This is a genomic window from Sphingomonas sp. GM_Shp_2 (assembly GCF_026540875.1).
GTDB lineage: Bacteria > Pseudomonadota > Alphaproteobacteria > Sphingomonadales > Sphingomonadaceae > Sphingomonas > Sphingomonas carotinifaciens.
Map to the genome: position 1 here is coordinate 1 of NZ_JALNUQ010000017.1, position 20,270 is coordinate 20,270.

Consider the following 20,270-nt stretch of genomic DNA (forward strand, 5'->3'; position numbering starts at 1 on the left):
CTGTGGATCAGCGTGGAAAAAGGACCCCGGTAGCGGGGTGATCGGCGTCGAAAAAGGACCCCTCATCCCGGTGGTCTAGGCTGCACGCTTGGCGGTGTGTCAGGCGGCGAGATCGGGATGTTGGTATTGGAGACGGTGTTGAGGATCCGGCGCGAGCATGCGGCGGGGAAAGCCATCAAGGCGATCATGCGAGACCTGCATTTATCTCGCAAAGTGGTGCGCAAGGCGATCCGGTCGCCGGAGGCGGACATGGGCTACCGGCGCGAGGTGCAGCCGCTGCCCAAGCTGGGGCCGTTCCAAGCGCGACTGAATGCGTTCCTGGAGGAAGACGAGGCGCGGCCGCGGCGCGAGAAGCTGCGCATCACGCGCATCCACGATCTGCTGCTGCGCGAGGGGTTCGATGGCTCATACGATGCGGTGCGTCGCTATGCGGCCCGCTGGCGGCAGGCACGTCGTCGGGACGTGATGAATGCACCGGCGTTCATCCCGCTGCTGTTTCGACCGGGCGAGGCCTATCAGTTCGACTGGAGCCACGAGGACGTCGAGATCGCGGGCAAGCCAATGCGCGTGAAGGTCGCTCATGTGCGGCTGTGTGCGTCACGCACGATGTATGTGCAGGCCTATCCGCGCGAGACGCAGGAGATGCTGTTCGACGCTCATGCGCGGGCGTTCGCCTTCTTCGGAGGCGTGCCGACGCGCGGCATCTACGACAACATGAAGACGGCGGTGACGAGCGTGTTCACCGGCAAGGAGCGGGTCTTTAACCGGCGCTTCCTGGTCATGGCCAGCCACTACATGGTTGAACCGACAGCCTGCTCGCCGGCAGCCGGCTGGGAGAAAGGCCAGGTCGAGAACCAGGTGCAGACCGCGCGCGGCCGGTTTTTCCAGCCGCGCCTGCGCTTTGCCAGCATCGAGGAACTGAACGGCTGGCTGGAGGCGGAGTGTCGGCGCTGGGCTGAGCTACACCAGCATCCCGAGCAGAAAGAGCTGACGGTTGCTCAGGCCTGGGCTGCGGAGCGTGGCATGCTCCAACCGGTCGTCGCGCCCTTCGACGGGTTCTACGAGAGCGAACACGCGGTGAGCGGGACGTGCCTGATAAACTTCGACCGCAACCGCTACTCGGTCATGGCCAAAGCGGTGCGGCGCGCGGTCCAGGTTCGTGCCTATGCCGACCGCATCGTCGTGCGCTGCGACGGCGAGGTCGTTGCCGACCATCCCCGGTTCTTTGGACGCAACCGGACCATCTACGACCCGTGGCACTATCTGCCGGTGCTAGTGACCAAGCCGGGCGCTCTGCGCAACGGCGCGCCATTCCAGGGCTGGGAGCTGCCACCCGCGCTGTCACGGCTGCGTCGCAAGCTCGGCGCCAGCGACGATGCCGACCGGCGGTTCGTGCGGGTGCTGGCGACTGTGCTCGACGACGGACTGGAAGCGGTGGAAGCGGCCGTGCGCGAGGCGCTGCTGGCCGGCGTCACCAGCGATGACGTCATCCTCAACATCCTGGCCCGCAGGCGCGAACCGCCAAGACCATTGACCATCGTCACGCCCGAGGACTTGGCGCTCCGCCATCCGCCGCGTGCCGACTGCGGTCGCTACGACAGCCTGCGGGGCCTCCATGCAGCGGCATGAGATGATGACGGCGATGGCGGGGCTCGGCCTCAAGGGCATGGCCGGCGCCTTCGACGAAGCAGTGACCACCGGCCTGCAACGCAAGCGTACGACGATGGAGATCCTGACCGACCTGCTGCGTGCCGAGGCAACCCACCGCCATGCAGCGTCGGTCCGCTACCGGATGTCGGCGGCTAGATTGCCGGCGGTGAAGGACCTCGACACCTTCGTCTTCGACGGCACGCCCATCAACGAGGGTCTGGTGCGCTCGCTGCACGGCGGGTCCTTCCTGGCGGGCCAGCGCAACGTCGTGCTGGTCGGTGGAACGGGCACCGGCAAGACGCATCTCGCTAGCGCCATTACAGCCAATGTCGTGCGGGAGGGCGCCCGCGGGCACTATTTCAACACGGTCGATCTGGTGAACCGGCTTGAGGAGGAGAACCGCCTCGGCAAAGCCGGCGCGCTCGCAAAACAGCTCTCCCGCCTCGATGTCGTGGTGCTGGACGAGCTCGGCTATCTGCCCTTCGCCCGCTCAGGCGGTCAACTGCTCTTCCATCTGGTGAGCAAGCTCTACGAACGCACCTCTGTCATCGTCACGACGAACCTGGCCTTTGGCGAATGGCCCACCGTCTTCGGCGACCCCAAGATGACCACCGCGCTGCTCGACCGCATTACCCACCATTGCGACATCGTCGAGACCGGCAACGACAGCTGGCGCTTCAAGCATCGCAGCTGACGCCCAGAGCCACCGGCAGAAGATGCTTCGCGCTGGTCGCGCCTCCGGTCGGGCTACGCCCGCCCTACGCCGCAACCAGCGCGAACGGCGCGCCCGCCATAACCGTCACACCGCTCAACGAAGGGGGGTCCCTTTTGAACGCCGATAGGGGGTCCTTTTTGGACGCCGATTGACAGGCTGAGATCATGCCGCCGCGTCACAGGAGCTGGTTCCTTGTACTGGTTGGCGGCTACCTTGCGGCTAGCGGTGCTGCGCATCTATTCGAACCTTTGTTCGGCTGGCGCAGCTTGTGGTTACAGGGCTTCCGCACCGGTGTGCTGCTGCTCGCAATGGCACGGTGGATCCCCGAGTCCCCTCGCGTCCTGATGGAATGGGGTATGGACGCTGAGCTGGCCGACATGTCCCGCAAATTCGGCATAATCAGGCGTGCGCCTCAAGCTGCTCCACTCGATGGCAGCAGCGCAGCGCCTCACCACCGGGAGCTGATCATTGCACTGGTAATCACTGCCCTGTCGTGGAGCTCCGTTAATTTTGGGCTGCTGCTGTGGCTTCCCTCCGATCTCCAAGAGCGAGGTTTCAGTGCCGAGATCGCGAGCGGTATCACCGCTAGTTCAGCACTCGTCGCCTTACCGACGATCATGGTTGCCGCCTTGCTGTACAGCTGGTGGAGCAGCAAACGAACTATGATCGGCACGGTACTCCTCACCCTTGCAGGCCTTGCCGGAGCATTGCTGCCGGCCCCAACGCTGGCTTGGCCGCCAGTGCTAATCGCTGGGATCGCGCTGCTGGTAGTAGTTGGCACCAACGGTTTGATCGCCGTGCTCCTGCCCTATGCAGCCGAAAATTACGCCTTGCGCGTTCGTGGTCGAGCCACTGGGCTAATCGCGGGAAGCAGTAAGTTGGGGGGGTGCGGCCCAGCTAGGAGCATTCGCAAGGCTGATCCCCACAATGGGTGGCGTGGCAGTGGCGTTGATCATACCGATGACCCTGTCAGCAGTACTGATCGGACGCGCAGGAAGAGAGACACGCGGCCGCAGCTTACGCGAACTGGAAGCGGCGACCTAGCTGTGTGCTCGGCATGAGCTGCGCGGGACGTCGTTTATCGGCACTTTCCTATTCAGAAGCGGACCGTCTACAATCCCCCAATTACCGTCGTCCAAAAGTCGCCGCTAGCTGCCAAAGACCAGTCCTTCGTTCATTTCGCAGCCCTGGCCGGTTCAGCATTGCTTGCGGCCAAGGCGGTTCGCTCAAGCTGGGCCAGTATGAGGCGGGAAAACTCCTTTCGGATGACGCTTTTGCAGGTAGAAGGCACCGCCGTCCCGGATCAACGTGCCGATCTCATCGATCCGGGTGCCGATCACCGATCGCGTTCTGCGCGTTTGCGGTCGGCCTTGCGCGCACGGCTGATCGCGGCCGCGCGCTCGCGGGCCCGTCGCTCGGAAGGCTTCTCATAGGCCTGGCGGCGCTTCATCTCGCGGTAAAGGCCTTCGCGCTGGAGCTTCTTCTTCAGGGCGCGCAGCGCCTGGTCGACGTTGTTTTCGCGGACGATGATCTGCATGTCGGACGGGGCTCGTAGAGATATGATGTGGTTGGTGTGAGCCGATGTAGAACGGTTGAATCCGGCTGCCAAGCGGACAGGGCCTCAGCGGCGCCACTAAAGGCTGATGTTGCGCCGCTCCATTTCCGCAAAGGCGATCTCACCGAGCGGCTTATCCCGCTGGTCGCGAAGATGTCGGCCAGGTCGAGGATGTCCTCGTCGGTCAGCTTCGCCAGGGAAGCTTCGATTTCGACCAGCCGCCGCAGCGCCTGCTCGCCGCTGCGGGCGTCTCTCTTCATCCGTGTTCTGAGCATCCGCTCCCTCTATCATCAACCTCGCGGCACGGAAGCGTGTATCCGGTATCGCGTGGTCGAGGCTTCGCGCGCTGGCCCTGGATCTCATGACAATCCGGATAGGCGATCCTGCCCCGGGAACATTGGACGATGGCCTCGGTTGAGCCAATCGCCAGCACGCAGCGGCAGTAAACCATTCAAGATCAGGAACTTGATTATGTCCGCTCCCGAAGACTTCGATGAAATCTACACGGACGAGCTGAAGGACCTCTGGTCCGCCAACGACCAGATGAACCGTGTCATCAAGAAGCTCACTTCCAAGGCATCCGCCCCTGAGCTGAAGGAGATGCTGCAAAAGTCACATGATGGGATCGAGAAGCACACCGGCATCGTCAAGGAGCTGATCGTCGCGGCCGGCGAGAAGGCATCCAAGGAGCACTGCAAGGGTATGGAAGGCCTTGTCGCGGAGGCTACCAAACACTGCATCGAAGAGGCGCCCAAGAAGGGCCCGCTGCTCGATGCGCTCATCATCGCTCAGTATCAGCGAATGACCCATTACGGTATCGCAGGCTTCGGTACCGCTGCCGCCTACGCAAAGGCTCTCGGCAAATCCGACGACGCCAAAAAGCTGAAGGACGCTACCAAGGAGATCTATGGTGGCGATGAATATATGAACCGCCTTTCCGAGACGGTGAACGCCGATGCACAGGATGCCTGATTGACGAGCGGCTCGCCGTCGACAGACGGCGAGCCTTCTCAGCCAAAGCTATGAAGTGGAGCCAGCAATGCAACAACCAGGCCTGCACAACCGGCACCGCAACAAGGACGGCGAGATCAGCCGGAAACACGGCAATACCCTCGTCAGCACGTTGCGCAAGATCTATGGTCCGTCCTTTGCGCCGGACGCACGGCCGGGCGAGACGCTGTCCGAAGTGCTCGCCGAGCTTGACGAGCCGTCACTGACCAGCCTCGTCCATGATCACCAGCGTGGTGCTCTTGAGGGAAAAATCGCGGCAGCATAGTGGTTCGTAGGCGGCTGGCGTTCTTGGTTCCAAGCCAGCAACGTTGCCTCAGGTGGCACACCAGCGGTAGCCTTGTTTCAGTTCTAACAAGTGTTCAGGGTCAGGCGGTAAAGGTGTCGATGATTGCTGCTCGTCGGACACGGCATTCCGCGAGCGCCGTGTAAAACGTTTCCAACAGGTCATCTGCCGTCTTTGTTGGCAAGGATTGCATTCGCAGCCTCGTCATCAGCCTCGCCTGCCTGGCGATGCGGAGCTCCCCTTCAACGATATGGCGGTTAGTCATATCAAGATCGGCTTCTGTGTCGGCATCCACCGCGATCTCGACTGGACGGTCGACTTCGGCAGCGTCGGCCTCGGTTTTCGCGCGACGGCGGAGGATCGTGGCCTCGGCGCGAGGGTCGGCGTGGCGGTGACACGCACCGACCTGTCCTACGACCAGCGGTACGACGAGTTCGACTCGGCCAATGCGGCGGGGCTGGCGAATATCGGGACGTTCTCCGGGATCATCTATCCATAGCGGCCCGCGACCTACATGACGCCGGGCGTGCCCTATCTGTTGATCGACCGGCCGGCCGCGTGGCGGCGGTTCGAGGCGAACCGCAGTGCCTTTATCGCGACCAACCAGATCGCCAACAACGCCGCCGACGACTTCCGCGACATCGAGACGACCAGGGCCGCCTATGCGCAGGCGCTGTTCTGTACCGACGACTTCGGCGTCCAGGCCGGGGTCCGCTACGACGCCACGACGGTCGCGGTCTTCACCAACCAGGCACCCACCGTCCGCGTCGCCACCGCCTATGAACCGGTCCGGCGGACAACAGACTATGATTACTGGCTCCCCTCGCTGCTCGCCACCTATCAATTGGGCGTCGGGATGCGGGTGCGGGCCGGGGTGTCGAAGACGATCGGCCGTCCCGACTACAGCCAATACGCCGCGCGCACCTCGTTCGGGGTCGGCACCGACGGGACGCTGACGATCAACACCGGCAACCCGGACCTGCGCCCGCGCGAGGCGTGGAACTACGACCTGTCCTATGAATGGTATATGGGCGGGGGCGGCCTGCTGTCGGTTGTCGGGTTCGTGAAGGACATCCGCAACGAGATCTTCACCAGCAGCGAACAGAGGCCGCCGACGGTCTTTCAGGGCGAAACCTATCAGAGCGTCTTCGTCCGCACACCGCGCAACGCCGCTGCCGCGCGGGTCAAGGGGGTGGAACTGGGCTTCACGCAGGAGCGGCTGGCGGCGATCCCCGGCCTCGGCTTCAACGCCAATTTCACGCTGCTCGACGGGTCGTACGATCAACCGGCCAGCGCCGCGGCGGTCGCGGCCGGGCTGTCCGCCACCCGCGCCACCAGCGGCCTCATCCAGCAGCCCGACTATATCGCCAACCTGACCCTGTTCTACGGCACCGGCCCGGTCGAACTGCGCGCCTCCTACAACCGGATCGGCCGCGCGCTGCAATCGGCGGACGGCGATACCGCGACCCGCGACCTTTATCAGGAGCTGCGCCAGCAGGTCGACGTCCAGGCGCGCTACGCGGTCGGGCCGGGGCTGGAACTGGTCGGGCAGGTGCAGAACCTGACCAAGTCGCCGTTCGTCGTGCGGCAGGGGATGCGGCGCGACTATGTGAACTATTTCTTCCCGGTCGGCCGCACCTTCTGGCTGGGACTGACGTGGAAGCCGGGCCGGTGATCGCCCGCATCGTCACAGCGGCGCTCGCCGCCCTGATCGCCGTGGCACCTGCATATGCGGAGCAGCAGGACGCGCCGGTGCGGATCGTCCTCAAACTGGTCAAGCGCGCGCCCGGCACCGGCGTCCGCTTCGATCCCGAGAGCTGCCGGGCCTGCACGCCGGTGACGGAGGCCAACTGGAACGCCGACAATCCGCGCGAGACGGTGGTGGCGCTCGCTGTCCCGCGCATGCGCAGCCTGGAGCTTGGCTTCGCGGGTGCCGCCGCCAACATCCGCCGCGTCGTGCTCGAAGGCGGCGACGTACCGTTCCGCCGCGAACGCGACCGGCTGATCGTCGCGGTGCCCCGGCGCACGCCGACGCGATCACCGCCGCGGAGGTCGCGACCCACATCGTCGAGCCCGGCATGGTCCTCCGCTTCGAGCACGCCGACCCTGCGCGGCGGGCGGGCGACTATGCCACCGGGCTGTTCCCGACCGTCCAGCGCGCCGCGGCCAATGTGCTGGAATTCGCGTAGCGCGAGGTGGTGCGCGAACTGGGGCTGGGCGAGGAGGTCGAGCGCCGCGACCTCGGCCGCATCCAGATCATGGGGTTCGACACCAACGCGCCGCACGACCACACCGACTCGCCGCCGCACATGCACATGCATCTGCGCTGGCCGCGCAACGCGGGCACCCAGATCGGCCATTACTATATCGGCGCGGACGGGCTGCTCAGCCACAATCTGGTCGGGATCAAGGCCATGCGCGCGCCGCAACGCCGCTTCGGCCGCGGCGAGGCCTTCACGACGATCGGCGCCGACGGTGCCCCGGTTTACACCCACCGCATCACGGCGGAAGGCTGGCTCGATCTGGGGCGCGCGGGACAACCGCCCTGCCTGATCCGTCCGGCAGGGGCGGACGGCTTTGCCGGCGGCGCGACCGTCGCCTGCCCCGGCCGGCCGGCACGCCGCATCGTGGTCACGGATGATCTCGCCCGCGGGCTCCTGACCGTCGACACCAATGCGGTTCGCGAAACTTTCCGCTACGACCCCGACACCGGGCGCCTTTTGTCTCCCACCGAAGTGCCGGCACCCGCGCCGTCCGTCTTTACAGGTGAAGGGTAGCTCGCACGCGGTTGCGCCACGCCAACCGTTGCAAAACTCGGGTCTGAGTGTCCGGAAGCGGCGTGGTCTCGGCGGGGGCTGTGCGAAATCGCATGTGAGCGGCCGCCGCGCCCGTAAATGTCGCATCACACGTTAGTCTATGGAAGGTAACCGCATGATTATGTGCTGACATATCGCCAATTGAGGAACCGCCGCCGCCGCGGCTCGTAGTCATCGCGGCTCGGCGGTGAGGATATGGATAATGGCGAGAAGCTCAACTCCTGCCCCGGTCAGGCTTGTCGGACCGGCCGCGCATCCATTGTACCCGGCGCTGTTGCCAATTCCGATCATCTGCTTCGCTGGCGCGCTGATCACGGATCTGGCGTACATTGCGAGCACGGAGATGATGTGGCTCGATTTCTCTTCGTGGCTCCTGCTCGCTGGATTGATCGGGGGCGGCCTCGCAGGTGCCTTGCTGATCATCGAATTGGTTCGTAGTCATAATCGGCGCGCGCTCGTCCCACACCTCGCCTGCCTCCTCGCCGCCTGGGTGATCGCGGTCTTCAACTCGTTCATCCACGCGCGCGACGGATGGACCGCCGTCGTCCCAACCGGACTATCCCTGTCCATCGCCGCCACCGTGCTCGGCGTGCTTGCGGGCTGGTTCTGGCAATCTGCCTATCATCGCCCGGCGGAGATCGTACGATGACCCGCATCCTGATCACGAGCCTCTGCCTGCTGCCCCTTGGCGCATGCGGCAGCGGTCAGACGATCGACCCGAACAGCCAATATGGCGCAAACCCGTTCCTGCCCGCACCACACGAGCAGCTCGTGGCAGACGTCGGCGTGTTCGAGACGGTCGGTTGGCAACGCGGGGAAACCCCGGCCGTCCCCGCTGGCTTCCGGATTGCGGCGGTTGCACAAGGCCTCTCCAATCCGCGCAACGTGCTGGCGCTGTCCAATGGTGACGTGCTGATTGTTGAGTCGCGCAACGAAGGCGGCGAACCGGTGCAACGACCCAAGGATCCGATCAGAGACTGGATCATGGCACGGGCGCACTCACAGACGAAGAGCGGGCAAACACCAAAGCCGAGCAACCGGATAACGCTGGTCCGTGACGTGAATGGCGACGGTCGATCCGAGTTTCGCACCGTGCTTGTCGACCATCTGCACGCGCCGTTCGGCATCGCGGTCCTCAACGGATTTCTGTATGTCGCGAACACCGACGCTATCATCCGCTACCCGTTTTCACCGGGCGAAACGCGGATCACCGCACCTGGCGTAAAACTGGTTGATCTACCTGCAGGCGCGATCAACCACCATTGGACGAAGAGCCTGACGGCGAGCCCGGATGGGTCGAAGCTTTTCGTGAGCGTGGGTTCGAACAGCAATGCGATGGAGCGCGGGTCGGACGCCGAACGGGACCGGGCGGCGATCCATGAAGTCGACCCGCAGACCGGGCTCATGAAGACGTTCGCAACCGGCCTGCGCAATCCCAACGGCCTGACCTTCTATCCCGGATCCAATACCCTGTGGACGGTGGTCAACGAACGCGACGAACTCGGCCCCAATCTCGTGCCCGATTATATGACGTCGGTTCGCCCCGGCGGTTTCTACGGCTGGCCTTACAGTTATTACGGGCAGCACGTAGATCCACGTGTGCGGCCGCAACGTGCCGACCTCGTCGCGCGCGCGATCCGGCCCGACTATGCCTTGAGTTCGCATGTCGCGGCACTCGGGCTGACCTTCTACACGGGCGCCAGCTTCCCTGCGCGGTTCCGCGGTGGCGCCTTTGTTGGCGAGCATGGCAGCTGGAACCGCACCGATCCGCATGGCTACAAGGTGGCGTTCATCGGTTTTAGTGGGGGCCGGCCGGTCGGCATCCCGCAGGATTTCGTGACCGGCTTCCTCAAGGACAGGAAGGCTCACGGCCGGCCTGTGGGTGTCACGATCGATCGCACCGGCGCTTTGCTGGTCGCCGATGATGTCGGCAATACGGTCTGGCGTGTGAGCTACGCTGGCGATCGGGTAGCGTCACACGAAGATCGGCTCCTGAGTCGATAGAACAACATGAACGACCGTCCGCTTTTTTGGGGACGTTCGAGTTCAGGTGAACGGCCGATATTAGGGTCTGATGCCAGCGCGATAGGCATCCCGACCCAAGGGGTAAGTCTTTGCGGCCTGCAGACGGCCAGAATGCTTGCTTACTTACTTATTCTTATCGTCAGCGGCGACATCGAGACGGCGTTCCACCCCGGCCCAGAAGCGGTTCAAACGATCGAGTGCATGCTGGCGGATACGATTCACCTCGTCGGCGCTCATCGCCTGGACGCCTGTGGCGCGTAGGCTGGCGAAATCACGCAACATGGTCTGTGCCGTCGCCCGGCAGGCGCCGACAGGATCGGGATCACCGACCAGGAGCAGGGCGTACAGATTTTCCAGAACAAAGCCGTGGGCAGCCAGGGTGCCGGCGATAGCCTCCGCAAATTCATCATCCAACGCGCATCTCCATCAAGGATTTTCCCGGGTAGTAGCTGGTCGAATGGCCGTGGGCCATATATTCGGGAGGCAGCGCTACGGCGCTATGCTACGCAAAGCACACAGCATATCTTCGGGCGGGTGGATCGTGATACGGCAGGTTGGACAGATGATGGCGGCCATCGCACTGCTTGCTGGTGCAAAGGCGTATGCTGTCGCCCCTCGACCGATCGGATTGCAGTGTACGGCGGTTGAGACATGGGCCTGTGAGGAAGGCAAACCGTGCCGCGCTGGCGGGGATGATACCGGCGTACGCTACAGCTTCGATCTCGTCGCGATGACATATCAGACTTCTGGCAATCACGGCGTGATCACCGACCTGGAAGAGGACGACGGCGGCTTCATGACCTTCGTACTGGATAGTGGACCGCGCTACGTCCACAAGAATGCCGACCAGGGTGATCCGATGACGTCGTTCCTGTATATCGGCGCAGACAATATGCGGGAGTTGCGGTGCACGGCGCGTTACCCGACGGCGACTTCAAGGATCGAAACCGAAGCGCACCGGGATCTGATCGGCCACTACTATCTTTCCGGCGTCAGAGAGACGGGATCCGAACTGCTGCTGCGCCCGAACGGGCGATTTTCCTGGTTCATGAGTTATGGTGCCGTCGACCAGGCGGCAGAGGGTGAATGGCGCGTCGATGGCAAGACGGTCCTGCTCGACGCCGCGCCGGATGCCAGGGTCGAACCCGCGTTCAGGCAGATACGACTGCAGATCGACCAAGGCGCGCTCCTGCTCATCGGCTTTGGAAAGGGCCGGTACGAGCGCCGCCCGTGAAATGTCGTTCAAGCGCAGACGAGCCTGTCGAAGCCTGGATCACACAGGCATGCTCCTTCCGACGCGGCCGCAATCACGTTGACCGCACGATGGCATCGTGTTCAGCTATCAGGCAGCGCCAACCGGAGACATTATGGATATCGATCGACGGACCCTCGTGATAGGGATAGCACTGAGCGGCGCTGGAGTGAGCGTGGCGGGGCAGGCCGAGGCCGGGAAACCGGGCGGCATACGTCATCAGGTGTTCTTCTGGCTCAAGCGACCCGGAAACGCTGAAGACAGGGCAAAGCTGGTCGAGGGGCTGCGCACGCTGGCCGCGATCCCGCAGGTGCGTGAACTCTATCTTGGCGTTCCTGCGGCAACGGAACAGCGTGACGTAGTGGATGCGAGCTTCGATGTGTCGGAGATGATGCTGTTCGACACGCTGGTGGACCAGAAAGGCTATCAGGACCATCCAGCGCATCAGGCCTTTGTGGCGGCTTGCTCACCTCTTTGGCGCAAGGTCGTGGTGTATGATACCGTTTCGGCGTGACGGGCGGCATGATCTTCATGGTGCGCTGAAGAAGCACCACCTCAAGGCGAGGCGTATGCCCGCCCCGACTGGATCAGCCGCTGCCGCGCGGTATTGCCGGGCACGGCGACATGGGTGGCGGGATCATATTCCTTGCCGATGCCGGGCGAGCCTTCGGGGGCCCATATCTCGACCACGGTATTCGAGTAGCTGTTGGGCAGGTATCGGATCCAGTAGCCATCGGGATGGTGGCTCCAGCGGCCACCCGGTACGGTGATGCTGCCGGGGCCGACCGGTGCAATACCGGCGAGTACCGCCACGCGCTCCAGCTCGCCAAAGCTCGTTCCGGGCGTCGTCAGCATCTGGCGGAGGTCAGCCTCTGCCTGCATCATGGCTCGAATCTCTCGCGGGAGATTATCCGCGATCGGCCCAGCGGAGAGCATGTCGAGTACGCTGCGGTTGAGCCCGGCGAGTTGGCGTGGGGACAGGAGTTGCGCCGCCGCGCTCCTTTGCTCGTCCGACAGGTTTTCCAGCTTCGCCCGAGAAAGGATCGCCCAGAGGAGCGCCTGAATGACGTGTTGGTCGATGTCAGGATGATGCACCGAGTTCCGGACGATCGTGATGACGGCGTCCTTGGCTGCACCGAGCGGTGGCGCGTAGAGGTAACCGTCGCCGCCACCCGGCCCATGTGTGCCAGCATGTAGGCAATAGCTCTGGTCATGGAATCGATAATAGCCGGCCTGGAGAATGAAGCCGCCATTCGCCGTACGCTGCAATTCCGTCAGTTCACGCCGGGGCAGGGGTGGGACAAACCCGTCCTGAGTAGGATCGCCCCAGCGGGCGTCGGGCAGACTGGTGGAGATCGGTTCCTTGCGCAGGCTGGGAACGGAGATGCCGGCGCGTTTCGCCAAGTCTCCCAGTTTCAGCCCGCCAAACTGCGCCCCTGCCGGCACGGTGCAAACGGACAGAACCATGGCGATCGCTGCTGCCCGAAACATCTGTCGATCCATCCTCACCCGGTTCCGCATCCAGTTCCGATCGTAACGCTACCGTATCGAAATGTGCCGCGAGATCAAGGACATAAACGTCGGCTCGTCGGGTCAAGATCTGCCGTCTGGTTATGTCGAACGGTTGGCGGATTGTCGGGGGGTCTTTACGCGTCACCGGGTGTGCAGCAGATGCAGCGTTAGAAGGAGGGCGGGTCGCAGACGTTATCGCTCGGTCATTCCGCCCGGTTTTGCAATGCGGGTATCGGGTGAGCTTGGAGGATCAATCTTGGGTTCGCCGGATGCGGTCCATCGCACCCGGCTCAGATATGGCGCTCGTCGCGCCGTACAGCCCATATTCGCCGCGGGATTTCCGTGAAACACGATCCACTGTTCACGTCCGTCTGGTGAGCGGAAGAAGCCGTTGTGACCGGTGGCAAAGACGCCATTTCCGCTCGCCAGCACTGGTATCGGAGACTTCGTCCAGGCGGTCGGCGACAACAGGTTCGATCCGTCGGCGCGGAGTAGCCCCAGCGCATAATTGTCGGACCAGCATGCGCCTGCGGAATAGGTGAGAAACACCTGCCCCCGGGGCCCTGCCAAAAACTCCGGGCCTTCCATGATCTGACGACCACCCTGGTTTTCAAACGGCTGATCGGCCTTGGCAACGACGACCTCGTCGCCCGCGATGGTCCAAGGATCAGATAGCCGAGCGAGTGCGATGCCGCTGATGGCATCGAGATAGGGCGAGTAGGCGAAGTAAAGCGTTCCGCGGTGTTCGAACACCGTACCATCAATGCCTGCCCATGCGGTGTTCACGCGGCCTCGGTCGACCCATCCTCCCTGAAACGGATCAATCGACGCGTTTTCGAGCACGAAGACGCCGCGATGCGCGTCATCTTTGAAACCGGAGGCCGTAGCCGAATAGTATAGATACCATTTCTTGTTGATCCGGTGGAGTTCGGGAGCCCAGATAGAATGCGCGTTTGGGCCCTGTGCCGGTGGCGTCCATACGGTGCGATATTCCGCATGTTCGAGATCCGTGACGTCCCGTGTCCGCCACAGGCCGATTCTATCCCCCAGCGTGTGGGTGTAGTAATAGACGCCACCTTCCTGCGTCACCCATGGATCGGGGCCAGACGGCAGGAGGGGGTTGGTAAAAGTCGCGGCTCCCTTTTGGTCTAGCGCAGAATGGCTACCCGCTGCCGCACACGCGCCGAGCGCGATCGCCGCCGCGAGGGGCGCATACTTATACAGGGAGTACATGTTCGTCGTGTCCGCCCGCTCGTCGGTGCTGCGTCGACGATCATTCATAGGGCATGATGACTGATAAGCCACTGCTATCCCAAGACATTGTAACGCAATATGGCTCAAGCACCGCCATGCGATGTTGCCGGATTCGGCGCTGAGGCCTCCCATCGCGGCGGCGAATAACACAAGCCACGGGACAGCCCTCACGGCTTCGCCCACTACACAAGCGGTACCGAAAGAACCTCGCCGCGGTGGAGTGGGTCTGACTTCGGATCGCGCACAATGTGCCCATCGCTGCCGCAACGGTCGCGTATAATCATCTGGAAAGTCTGGCTTTTTGTCGCGAACGATCAATCGATTCTGAAATAAGCGACGATCGGGTTGCAAGAGGCTGGCGGGATAGCGCTGGTAGCTACAAGTGGGCCCTTCACGGAAATCTTTTGAGACCCGTTCTTCTTGCTCAGTCGCATGACGGAAGTCGACCTCAGAACCTTAGGACTCGCCCGCTCCATCGCCTCTGCTTGAGCGATAAAATACAGCCTTGGATTGGATTAAATGCGGGAAGGAAGTCTGGCCTGAAACTTCACTGCCTTGGAGCGTTGAGCTACCAATAATTCGAAAGGAACCGTAATGGCTCGGCTCTACCGGCTGGCGATCGCATGGTCTGTGGCCGTCCTTGGCGGACTTTTCGCGGTCGCGGGTGGGGTACTCGCCTCGCTCGGTGGGTCGCCCTATTACCTGATCGTCGGCATTGCGATGGTGGTCAGTGGCGCGCTGCTCGGCCGCGCCGCTCGGCTTGGACGCCGGTTGTTCGTCGCCATCTGGATCGGCACGCTGATCTGGGCGATCTGGGAAGTCGGGTTCGACGGCCTGCAACTCGTCCCGCGCTTGGTAGCGCCGACCGTCCTGCTGGCGCTCGTTTTGCTGACCGGGTGGCGATCGGGGTCGTGGCGGTCGCCGCGGCATGCCGTGCCTGCCGCTGCGGCGACGCTGCTCGCGCTCGGTATCGGCGGTATCGCGCTGCGCGGCGAGGGGGTCGAGGCACAGAGTACGACCGACGCCGTCACGCTGCCCGCTGCGCCGACCGGCGAGGCCGATGGCGACTGGCGCGATTACGGCGGAACGCTGTCGGGACGGCGCTACTCGGCGCTTGCTGACATCACGCCGCAGAATGTCAGCCGGCTTCAACTCGCTTGGACCCAGCGCACCGGCGACCTGCCCGTCGCGGCCGAGACGAAGGAGCACAAGCGCGAATATCATTCGGAGGCGACGCCGATCCATATCGGCGACACGCTCTACACCTGCACGCCGCATTCCTTCGTGCAGGCGATCGATGCCACGACCGGCAAGACGAAGTGGAGCTGGCACGAAGACGCGCCGATCCAGGGCAACAACTATCTGGTATGCCGCGGCGTCACCTATTTCGAGGCACCCGAGGGAACGCCGTGCCCGCGTCGCATCTTCGCTCCCACGTTCAATGCCCGTCTCGTCGCCCTCGACGCCGATACGGGCCGTCCGTGCGAAACCTTCGCCAACCGTGGCGCGATCGATCTGCGCACCAACATGGGTACGTCGAAGCCCTCGGACCAGATAGGCACGCCACCCGTCGTCGTCAACAACCGGCTGATCATCGGCGAACGGATCATCGACAACGTCAATCGCGACATCCCCTCCGGTGTCGTGCGCGCCTATGATCCGGTATCTGGCGCACCGGTCTGGGCCTGGGACGTCGGCCGTTCGCAGGACGCGATCGCGCCTTTGCCGGCGGGGCAGACCTACACGCGCGGCACGCCCAACGTCTGGGGCGCGATCACCGCCGACGCAGCCAATGGCCTCGTCTATCTCGGCACCGGCAACGCCTCGCCCGATTACTGGATCGGCTATCGCCGGCCGTTCGACGACCGCTTCGGCTCGTCGATCGTCGCGCTCGACATCGCGACGGGCAAGCTGCGCTGGATGCGGCAGCTCGTTCACCGCGACATGTGGGATATGGACCTGCCGATCGGTCCTTCGCTGTTCGACTATCGTGCGCCGAACGGACAAGTCGTCCCCGCGCTGATCCAGACGACGAAGATGGGCCAGGTGTTCTTCCTGAACCGTCTGACCGGCGCACCGATCGCGGCGATCACCGAGAAGCCGGTGCGCACCAACGGCGCAACGCCGGGGGTTCGTGTGTCGCCAACGCAGCCATTCTCGACCGGGATGCCGAGCTTCACCCCGCCTGCCCCGACCGAGGTGGCGACTTGGGGAGCAACGCCGATCGACCAGCTGTTCTGCCGCATCGACATCCGGCGCGCGCGAGGGACCGGCATCTACCAGCCGATGGGGCTCAAGCCGATCATCGGTCATCCCGCCTTTGACGGCGTCACCGACTGGGGCGGCGCGGCAGTCGATCCGGTTCGCGGCGTGATGACGGTCAACACGATGGAGATGCCGTTCAAGCTGTGGCTGATGCGGCGCGACGATCCGCGCGTCGCCGAACTGATGAAGCAGAAGCAGGGTGGCGAGAACGCCAAGCAGGCGCAACTGCAGACCCAGTACAACACCCCTTATGTCGCCGTCGTAAAGGCATGGGTCGGCATCTTCGGTGCGCCGTGCGTCGCGCCGCCCTGGGGCCACCTGACCGCGGTCGACCTCGGCACCCGGCGCGTGATGTGGAAAAAGGTCCTCGGCACCGCGCGCGATACCGGCCTGTTCGGCTCGCATCTGGGCGTCCCGATCAAGACGGGCGTGCCCAATCTCGGCGGATCGATCATCACGGCGGGCGGGCTTGCCTTTATCGGCGCGACAACGGATCAGTATCTGCGCGCCTTCGATCTCAACACTGGAAAGGTGGTTTGGAAGGCGCGGTTGCCCGCCGGGGCACAGGCGACGCCGATGACCTATCGTGGACGCGACGGACGGCAATATGTCGTGATCACCGCGGGCGGGCATGGGGCGCTGGGAACACGCTATGGCGATTACACTCTGGCCTACGCCCTGCCGAAGAGCTGATGACAGCAGGCAGCCAGCGCGCTTTCGGCAGATCGGCGCGTACTGCTGCTGCCCCGTATAGTCGCTGATTTATCCCGTGCGTTGCTTTGGTCGAAGGTGGTTATCCAGCTGCGATGCGATGACAACCGCAAAGGCATAGACGGCAAGGTCCGTCGCGGCGAACACACGGCCGAGCAACAATGCTCCAACCGGGGTCCGGCGAAACGCGTCAAGCGGCGGCCAGTGGAGGAGTTGGGAGAGTTCGATGCCTGTGGTGACGGCGCAGGCGACCAGCGTCGTGGCCGGCCGGGGCCAGCGCGGTCGCACGGTGCTGACGATCCAATATAGCATGGCCGCCCACAGCAGCGAGCCGCCATGCTTGGTGACCGGCGGGGGCAGGCCAAGCGGCAGCAGGCGCAGCGCGAGGCCTGCCGTGATGGTCCCCGCGATCAGGAAAAAGGATGCCAGGATCGAGCGCGCCGAAGGACGATCAGCCATCGCGTTTTGGCAAGACCAAGCGGAAGACAGCCCCGCCCTCGAACGACCCGTCCGGGTCCAGCGTCAGCGTGCCGCCATGCCCATCGAGCAGTGAGCGGGCGATAGGCAGGCCAAGCCCGGTGCCGCCGCCCGCCCGCCGGCTGGTGAAGAAGGGCTCGAAAATACGGGACCGATCTCGCGGGGGTATGCCGGGGCCGTCGTCGGCGTACCGCAGCGACGCACCGGCGGCGTTTGCATCCAGCGTCACCCATGCCGTCGCGGCACCCGCCTGCCGGCTGTTCTCCGCCAGGATGCGCAGCACCGTGCCGAGCGTCTGGGCGTCGATCGGCACATCGCCGTCTACCGGCACCGTCACGGCCAGACCCTCCACGTTCAGCCCTGCCACCACATTTCCGAGGCGACACGTACCTGTCCGCGTCTCCGCCATGTCCGCGCGCGCCAGTTCCAGCAGTCGCTAGACAAGGAGCGCCAGCCGGTCCGCGTCGGCGGCCGCGTTACGCAGGAAGCGGCGGCGCTCGGTGAGGGTCATCTCGTGCTCGGCCAACAACTCCAGCGCGCCGCGGATGCCGGTGAGCGGTGTCTTGAACTCATGGCTCATTGCGGCGGCAAAATCGCGCAGATAACGGGTGCGCGCGTCGATACGCGCGGCCATGGCACCGAAATTCCCGTACAGGTCACGTATCTCGACCGCGGCGGTGGCGGGTGGTTCGAGTAGGGCCACCTGGCCGCCTGCGACCTGTTCGGTCGCGCGGTTGAGGTCGCGGATGGGCTTGGCGATGCCGCGCGACAGCAGACCCGCCAGCAGCAGCAGCGTCAAGAAGATCAACACTACGCCCGCTGCGATCTTGCCACGGTCCTGGTAGATGCCGACGAACAGCCCGCGTGGGGACCGCGACAGCAGCACCACGCCGACCACATGGCTCCCGGCCAGTACGGGGCGAGCGTGGTGGACGCGCAGCGACACCGCGCGGCTGAGCCACTCCAGCGGCGAGCGCAGGCCATAGGGGTTCTCATTGCGTGTACGAAGCGTGGTCGCGGGTTGGCCAGCTAAGGCGCGTCGCACCTCGAAAATGTCCACGTAACTGAGACCGAGGTCGCCGCGCCCGGCCACAACCACGCCCCGGCCGTCGAGCAACCGCACGGACGAAAGCGTCACCGCCGCCGCGTCCGCCGCCACGGGCGCCAATGCCCGTCCCACGCGTACCGCGCGAGGGTCGGGCAGGCCCGCCGGATGCGGGTCGGGCATGGGCTTCAGCACCGGATCGGTACGCAGGTCGATGGTAGGCGGCTCGGGCAACAGCGCTCGCGACCCGCCCCCGCCGTCCCAGGCGGCGCGATAGGCCGCCGCCAGCACTGCCCCTTGCGCGATCAGTTCGGCTTCGGTCTGCTGAACCAACGTGTTCTCGTATACTCGAAGCGCCACGGCGCCGACGCCCGGCAGCGCCGCCACGAATACGAAGGTGGCAAGCAGGATGGTGCGGATCGACAGCGCGGGCCAGTGTCGCTTGGCAACGTTCTTGATGGCCCCAATCAGGCGCATCGGCCGATGCGGTATCCCACCCCGCTGCGCGTCTCCACCAGCTCGTGCAGCCCGGTGCCGGCGAACTTGGCACGGAGGTTACGCACGTGGCTGTCCACCGTGCGGTCGGTCATGGCAAAGCCGGGGCCGTGCAGCCGGTCGATGATGACGTCGCGTGAGAATACCTTGGACGGCATTCCCGCGAGTAGTGCCAGCAGCTGAAACTCGGTCGCAGTGGTAGCCACCGGCTTGCCGTCCACGCGCGCCTCCCACGCGTCGGTGTCCAGTGTCAGGCGGCCGTGGCGCAGCACGGGCGCGGGCGTGGGCGGAGGGGCGGGCACTGCGCGCTTCAGGATGGCGCCGACCCGCGCCACCACTTCGCGCGGCGAAAAGGGCTTCACCACATAATCGTCGCCGCCGATCTCCAGGCCCACGATCCGGTCCACCGCCTCGTCGCGCGACGACAGGAAGAGGACGGGCAGGTTGGACAGGCCGCCGCCGGACGCGCGCAGCCGACGGCACAGTTCAAGCCCGTCCATGCGTGGCATGTTGATGTCTAGGATCATCAGGTCGGGCGGCGAGCGTTCGGCCGCGGCGAGCGCCTCCTCGCCGTCGCCGGCCTCGGCCACGCGCATCCCGGCCTTGCTCAACGCAAAGCTGAGCAGGTCGCGGATGTGCGGGTCGTCGTCGACCACCAAGATCGCTTGTGTCATGGCGTACATGGCTGGCACCTATGGGGGACGATCGTCAACCGACCCGCTCCACCGTCATCACCGCGAGCCAGGGGCCGGCGTCCGCGCGGGTCACCGCATGCCAGTACCAGCCGGGCACGTCCGAATGCACCGCGCCCCCGTGGCTGCGGACCTGTTCGCAAACCCTCAGCCGCTCGCCGGAACGCGCCGCCTCGAAACAGGAGGCGAGACTGCCCGCGATCATCTGCATAGGCAGGGGCGTCAGCGTGTAGCCCAGGCTCCCGAAGCAGTCGCGCGGCGGGTGCAGCGCGCGGGTGGCGCGCTGCACCTGGCGCAGCACGACTTGGCGCCGCCCATCGGTGAACCGCGCCACGTGCCCAGGGAAGTCGCGCGCCAGCAGCGCATCCCCGACGCCGGGCGGCAGCGGGCGGAGCGGCCGCCCTTCGAGCTGGGTCGGCCAGGGGCTGAGGGGCTGGCGGGAGACGGCGGTGCGGGGCAGCATTGGTAGGCCCGCGGCGAGCAGCGCGGCCAGCGCTAGTGGTAGCACCGGC

At 64.6% G+C, this 20,270-nt stretch carries 21 protein-coding genes; 12 read left to right on the forward strand and 9 right to left on the reverse strand.

Annotation, left to right across the window (positions count from 1 at the left end; translation table 11 throughout):
* Positions 1 to 117 precede the first annotated feature (117 nt).
* Positions 118 to 1,629 (forward strand): IS21 family transposase, encoded by a 1,512-nt coding sequence (gene istA, locus OXR08_RS08155; protein WP_267349264.1) that lies wholly within the window; start codon positions 118 to 120, stop codon positions 1,627 to 1,629.
* The gene (gene istB / locus OXR08_RS08160; protein WP_267349265.1) at positions 1,616 to 2,344 is read left to right on the forward strand and encodes an IS21-like element helper ATPase IstB; all 729 of its coding nucleotides are present in this window, start codon (positions 1,616 to 1,618) and stop codon (positions 2,342 to 2,344) included. Before istA ends, istB begins: the two co-directional genes overlap by 14 nt.
* Before the next feature lie 1,357 nt (positions 2,345 to 3,701).
* Here the strand turns inward: istB and rpsU are convergent.
* Positions 3,702 to 3,902 (reverse strand): 30S ribosomal protein S21, encoded by a 201-nt coding sequence (gene rpsU, locus OXR08_RS08165; RefSeq protein WP_112383140.1) that lies wholly within the window; start codon positions 3,900 to 3,902, stop codon positions 3,702 to 3,704.
* Positions 3,903 to 4,391: 489 nt separating this feature from the next.
* Between rpsU and OXR08_RS08170 the strand changes: the two genes are divergently transcribed.
* The 7 genes from OXR08_RS08170 to OXR08_RS08200 all read left to right on the forward strand — a co-directional run bounded on the left by OXR08_RS08170 (position 4,392) and on the right by OXR08_RS08200 (position 10,034).
* On the forward strand, positions 4,392 to 4,892 hold the full coding sequence (locus OXR08_RS08170; RefSeq protein WP_112383139.1) for a ferritin-like domain-containing protein: 501 nt from the start codon (positions 4,392 to 4,394) through the stop codon (positions 4,890 to 4,892).
* Positions 4,893 to 4,959: 67 nt separating this feature from the next.
* Entirely contained in the window at positions 4,960 to 5,196 is a 237-nt protein-coding gene (locus tag OXR08_RS08175) for a hypothetical protein (RefSeq protein ID WP_112383138.1), read from the forward strand.
* Positions 5,197 to 5,464: 268 nt separating this feature from the next.
* Positions 5,465 to 5,713 (forward strand): hypothetical protein, encoded by a 249-nt coding sequence (locus OXR08_RS08180; RefSeq protein WP_112383136.1) that lies wholly within the window; start codon positions 5,465 to 5,467, stop codon positions 5,711 to 5,713.
* A gap of 15 nt (positions 5,714 to 5,728) precedes the next feature.
* Positions 5,729 to 6,889 carry a TonB-dependent receptor gene (locus tag OXR08_RS08185; RefSeq protein ID WP_267349266.1) on the forward strand — a complete coding sequence of 387 codons (1,161 nt, stop codon included), beginning with the start codon at positions 5,729 to 5,731 and terminating at the stop codon, positions 6,887 to 6,889.
* A gap of 523 nt (positions 6,890 to 7,412) precedes the next feature.
* Positions 7,413 to 7,991, forward strand: coding sequence for a hypothetical protein (locus OXR08_RS08190; protein WP_267349267.1), 579 nt, complete (start codon positions 7,413 to 7,415; stop codon positions 7,989 to 7,991).
* 241 nt (positions 7,992 to 8,232) lie between these two features.
* Positions 8,233 to 8,679 carry a DUF2231 domain-containing protein gene (locus OXR08_RS08195; protein ID WP_267349268.1) on the forward strand — a complete coding sequence of 149 codons (447 nt, stop codon included), beginning with the start codon at positions 8,233 to 8,235 and terminating at the stop codon, positions 8,677 to 8,679.
* Positions 8,676 to 10,034, forward strand: coding sequence for a sorbosone dehydrogenase family protein (locus tag OXR08_RS08200; protein ID WP_112383133.1), 1,359 nt, complete (start codon positions 8,676 to 8,678; stop codon positions 10,032 to 10,034). The genes OXR08_RS08195 and OXR08_RS08200 overlap by 4 nt, the downstream gene beginning before the upstream one ends.
* Positions 10,035 to 10,178: 144 nt before the next feature.
* Here the strand turns inward: OXR08_RS08200 and OXR08_RS08205 are convergent, their stop codons facing one another.
* Positions 10,179 to 10,469: a hypothetical protein gene (locus OXR08_RS08205; RefSeq protein WP_112383132.1), complete on the reverse strand. Its 291-nt coding sequence runs from the start codon at positions 10,467 to 10,469 to the stop codon at positions 10,179 to 10,181.
* Positions 10,470 to 10,617: 148 nt separating this feature from the next.
* On the opposite strand from OXR08_RS08205, the gene OXR08_RS08210 reads away from it, so the two are divergent.
* Entirely contained in the window at positions 10,618 to 11,289 is a 672-nt protein-coding gene (locus OXR08_RS08210) for a hypothetical protein (RefSeq protein WP_267349269.1), read from the forward strand.
* 133 nt (positions 11,290 to 11,422) lie between these two features.
* The gene (locus OXR08_RS08215; protein ID WP_112383130.1) at positions 11,423 to 11,821 is read left to right on the forward strand and encodes a Dabb family protein; all 399 of its coding nucleotides are present in this window, start codon (positions 11,423 to 11,425) and stop codon (positions 11,819 to 11,821) included.
* A 41-nt stretch (positions 11,822 to 11,862) separates the two neighbouring features.
* Here OXR08_RS08215 and OXR08_RS08220 read toward each other — a convergent pair whose 3' ends face one another.
* A complete protein-coding gene (locus tag OXR08_RS08220) occupies positions 11,863 to 12,810 on the reverse strand; it encodes a hypothetical protein (protein WP_267349270.1) in 948 nt (315 codons plus the stop codon).
* A gap of 201 nt (positions 12,811 to 13,011) precedes the next feature.
* Entirely contained in the window at positions 13,012 to 14,256 is a 1,245-nt protein-coding gene (locus OXR08_RS08225; RefSeq protein WP_267349271.1) for a glycoside hydrolase family 43 protein, read from the reverse strand.
* A 411-nt stretch (positions 14,257 to 14,667) separates the two neighbouring features.
* On the opposite strand from OXR08_RS08225, the gene OXR08_RS08230 reads away from it, so the two are divergent.
* On the forward strand, positions 14,668 to 17,031 hold the full coding sequence (locus tag OXR08_RS08230; RefSeq protein WP_267349272.1) for a membrane-bound PQQ-dependent dehydrogenase, glucose/quinate/shikimate family: 2,364 nt from the start codon (positions 14,668 to 14,670) through the stop codon (positions 17,029 to 17,031).
* A 69-nt stretch (positions 17,032 to 17,100) separates the two neighbouring features.
* Here OXR08_RS08230 and OXR08_RS08235 read toward each other — a convergent pair whose 3' ends face one another.
* From OXR08_RS08235 to OXR08_RS08255, 5 genes are all read right to left on the reverse strand, one after another.
* Positions 17,101 to 17,508, reverse strand: coding sequence for a DUF2809 domain-containing protein (locus OXR08_RS08235; RefSeq protein WP_267349273.1), 408 nt, complete (start codon positions 17,506 to 17,508; stop codon positions 17,101 to 17,103).
* Complete coding sequence (locus tag OXR08_RS08240; protein WP_267349274.1) at positions 17,501 to 17,893, reverse strand: HAMP domain-containing sensor histidine kinase; 393 nt, start codon at positions 17,891 to 17,893, stop codon at positions 17,501 to 17,503. Before OXR08_RS08240 ends, OXR08_RS08235 begins: the two co-directional genes overlap by 8 nt.
* Before the next feature lie 69 nt (positions 17,894 to 17,962).
* Positions 17,963 to 19,048 carry a histidine kinase dimerization/phospho-acceptor domain-containing protein gene (locus OXR08_RS08245; RefSeq protein WP_267349275.1) on the reverse strand — a complete coding sequence of 362 codons (1,086 nt, stop codon included), beginning with the start codon at positions 19,046 to 19,048 and terminating at the stop codon, positions 17,963 to 17,965.
* Positions 19,039 to 19,740: a response regulator transcription factor gene (locus tag OXR08_RS08250; protein ID WP_205411642.1), complete on the reverse strand. Its 702-nt coding sequence runs from the start codon at positions 19,738 to 19,740 to the stop codon at positions 19,039 to 19,041. The genes OXR08_RS08245 and OXR08_RS08250 overlap by 10 nt, the downstream gene beginning before the upstream one ends.
* Before the next feature lie 34 nt (positions 19,741 to 19,774).
* A complete protein-coding gene (locus tag OXR08_RS08255) occupies positions 19,775 to 20,266 on the reverse strand; it encodes a hypothetical protein (protein WP_267349276.1) in 492 nt (163 codons plus the stop codon).
* Between the last annotated feature and the right edge of the window lie 4 nt (positions 20,267 to 20,270).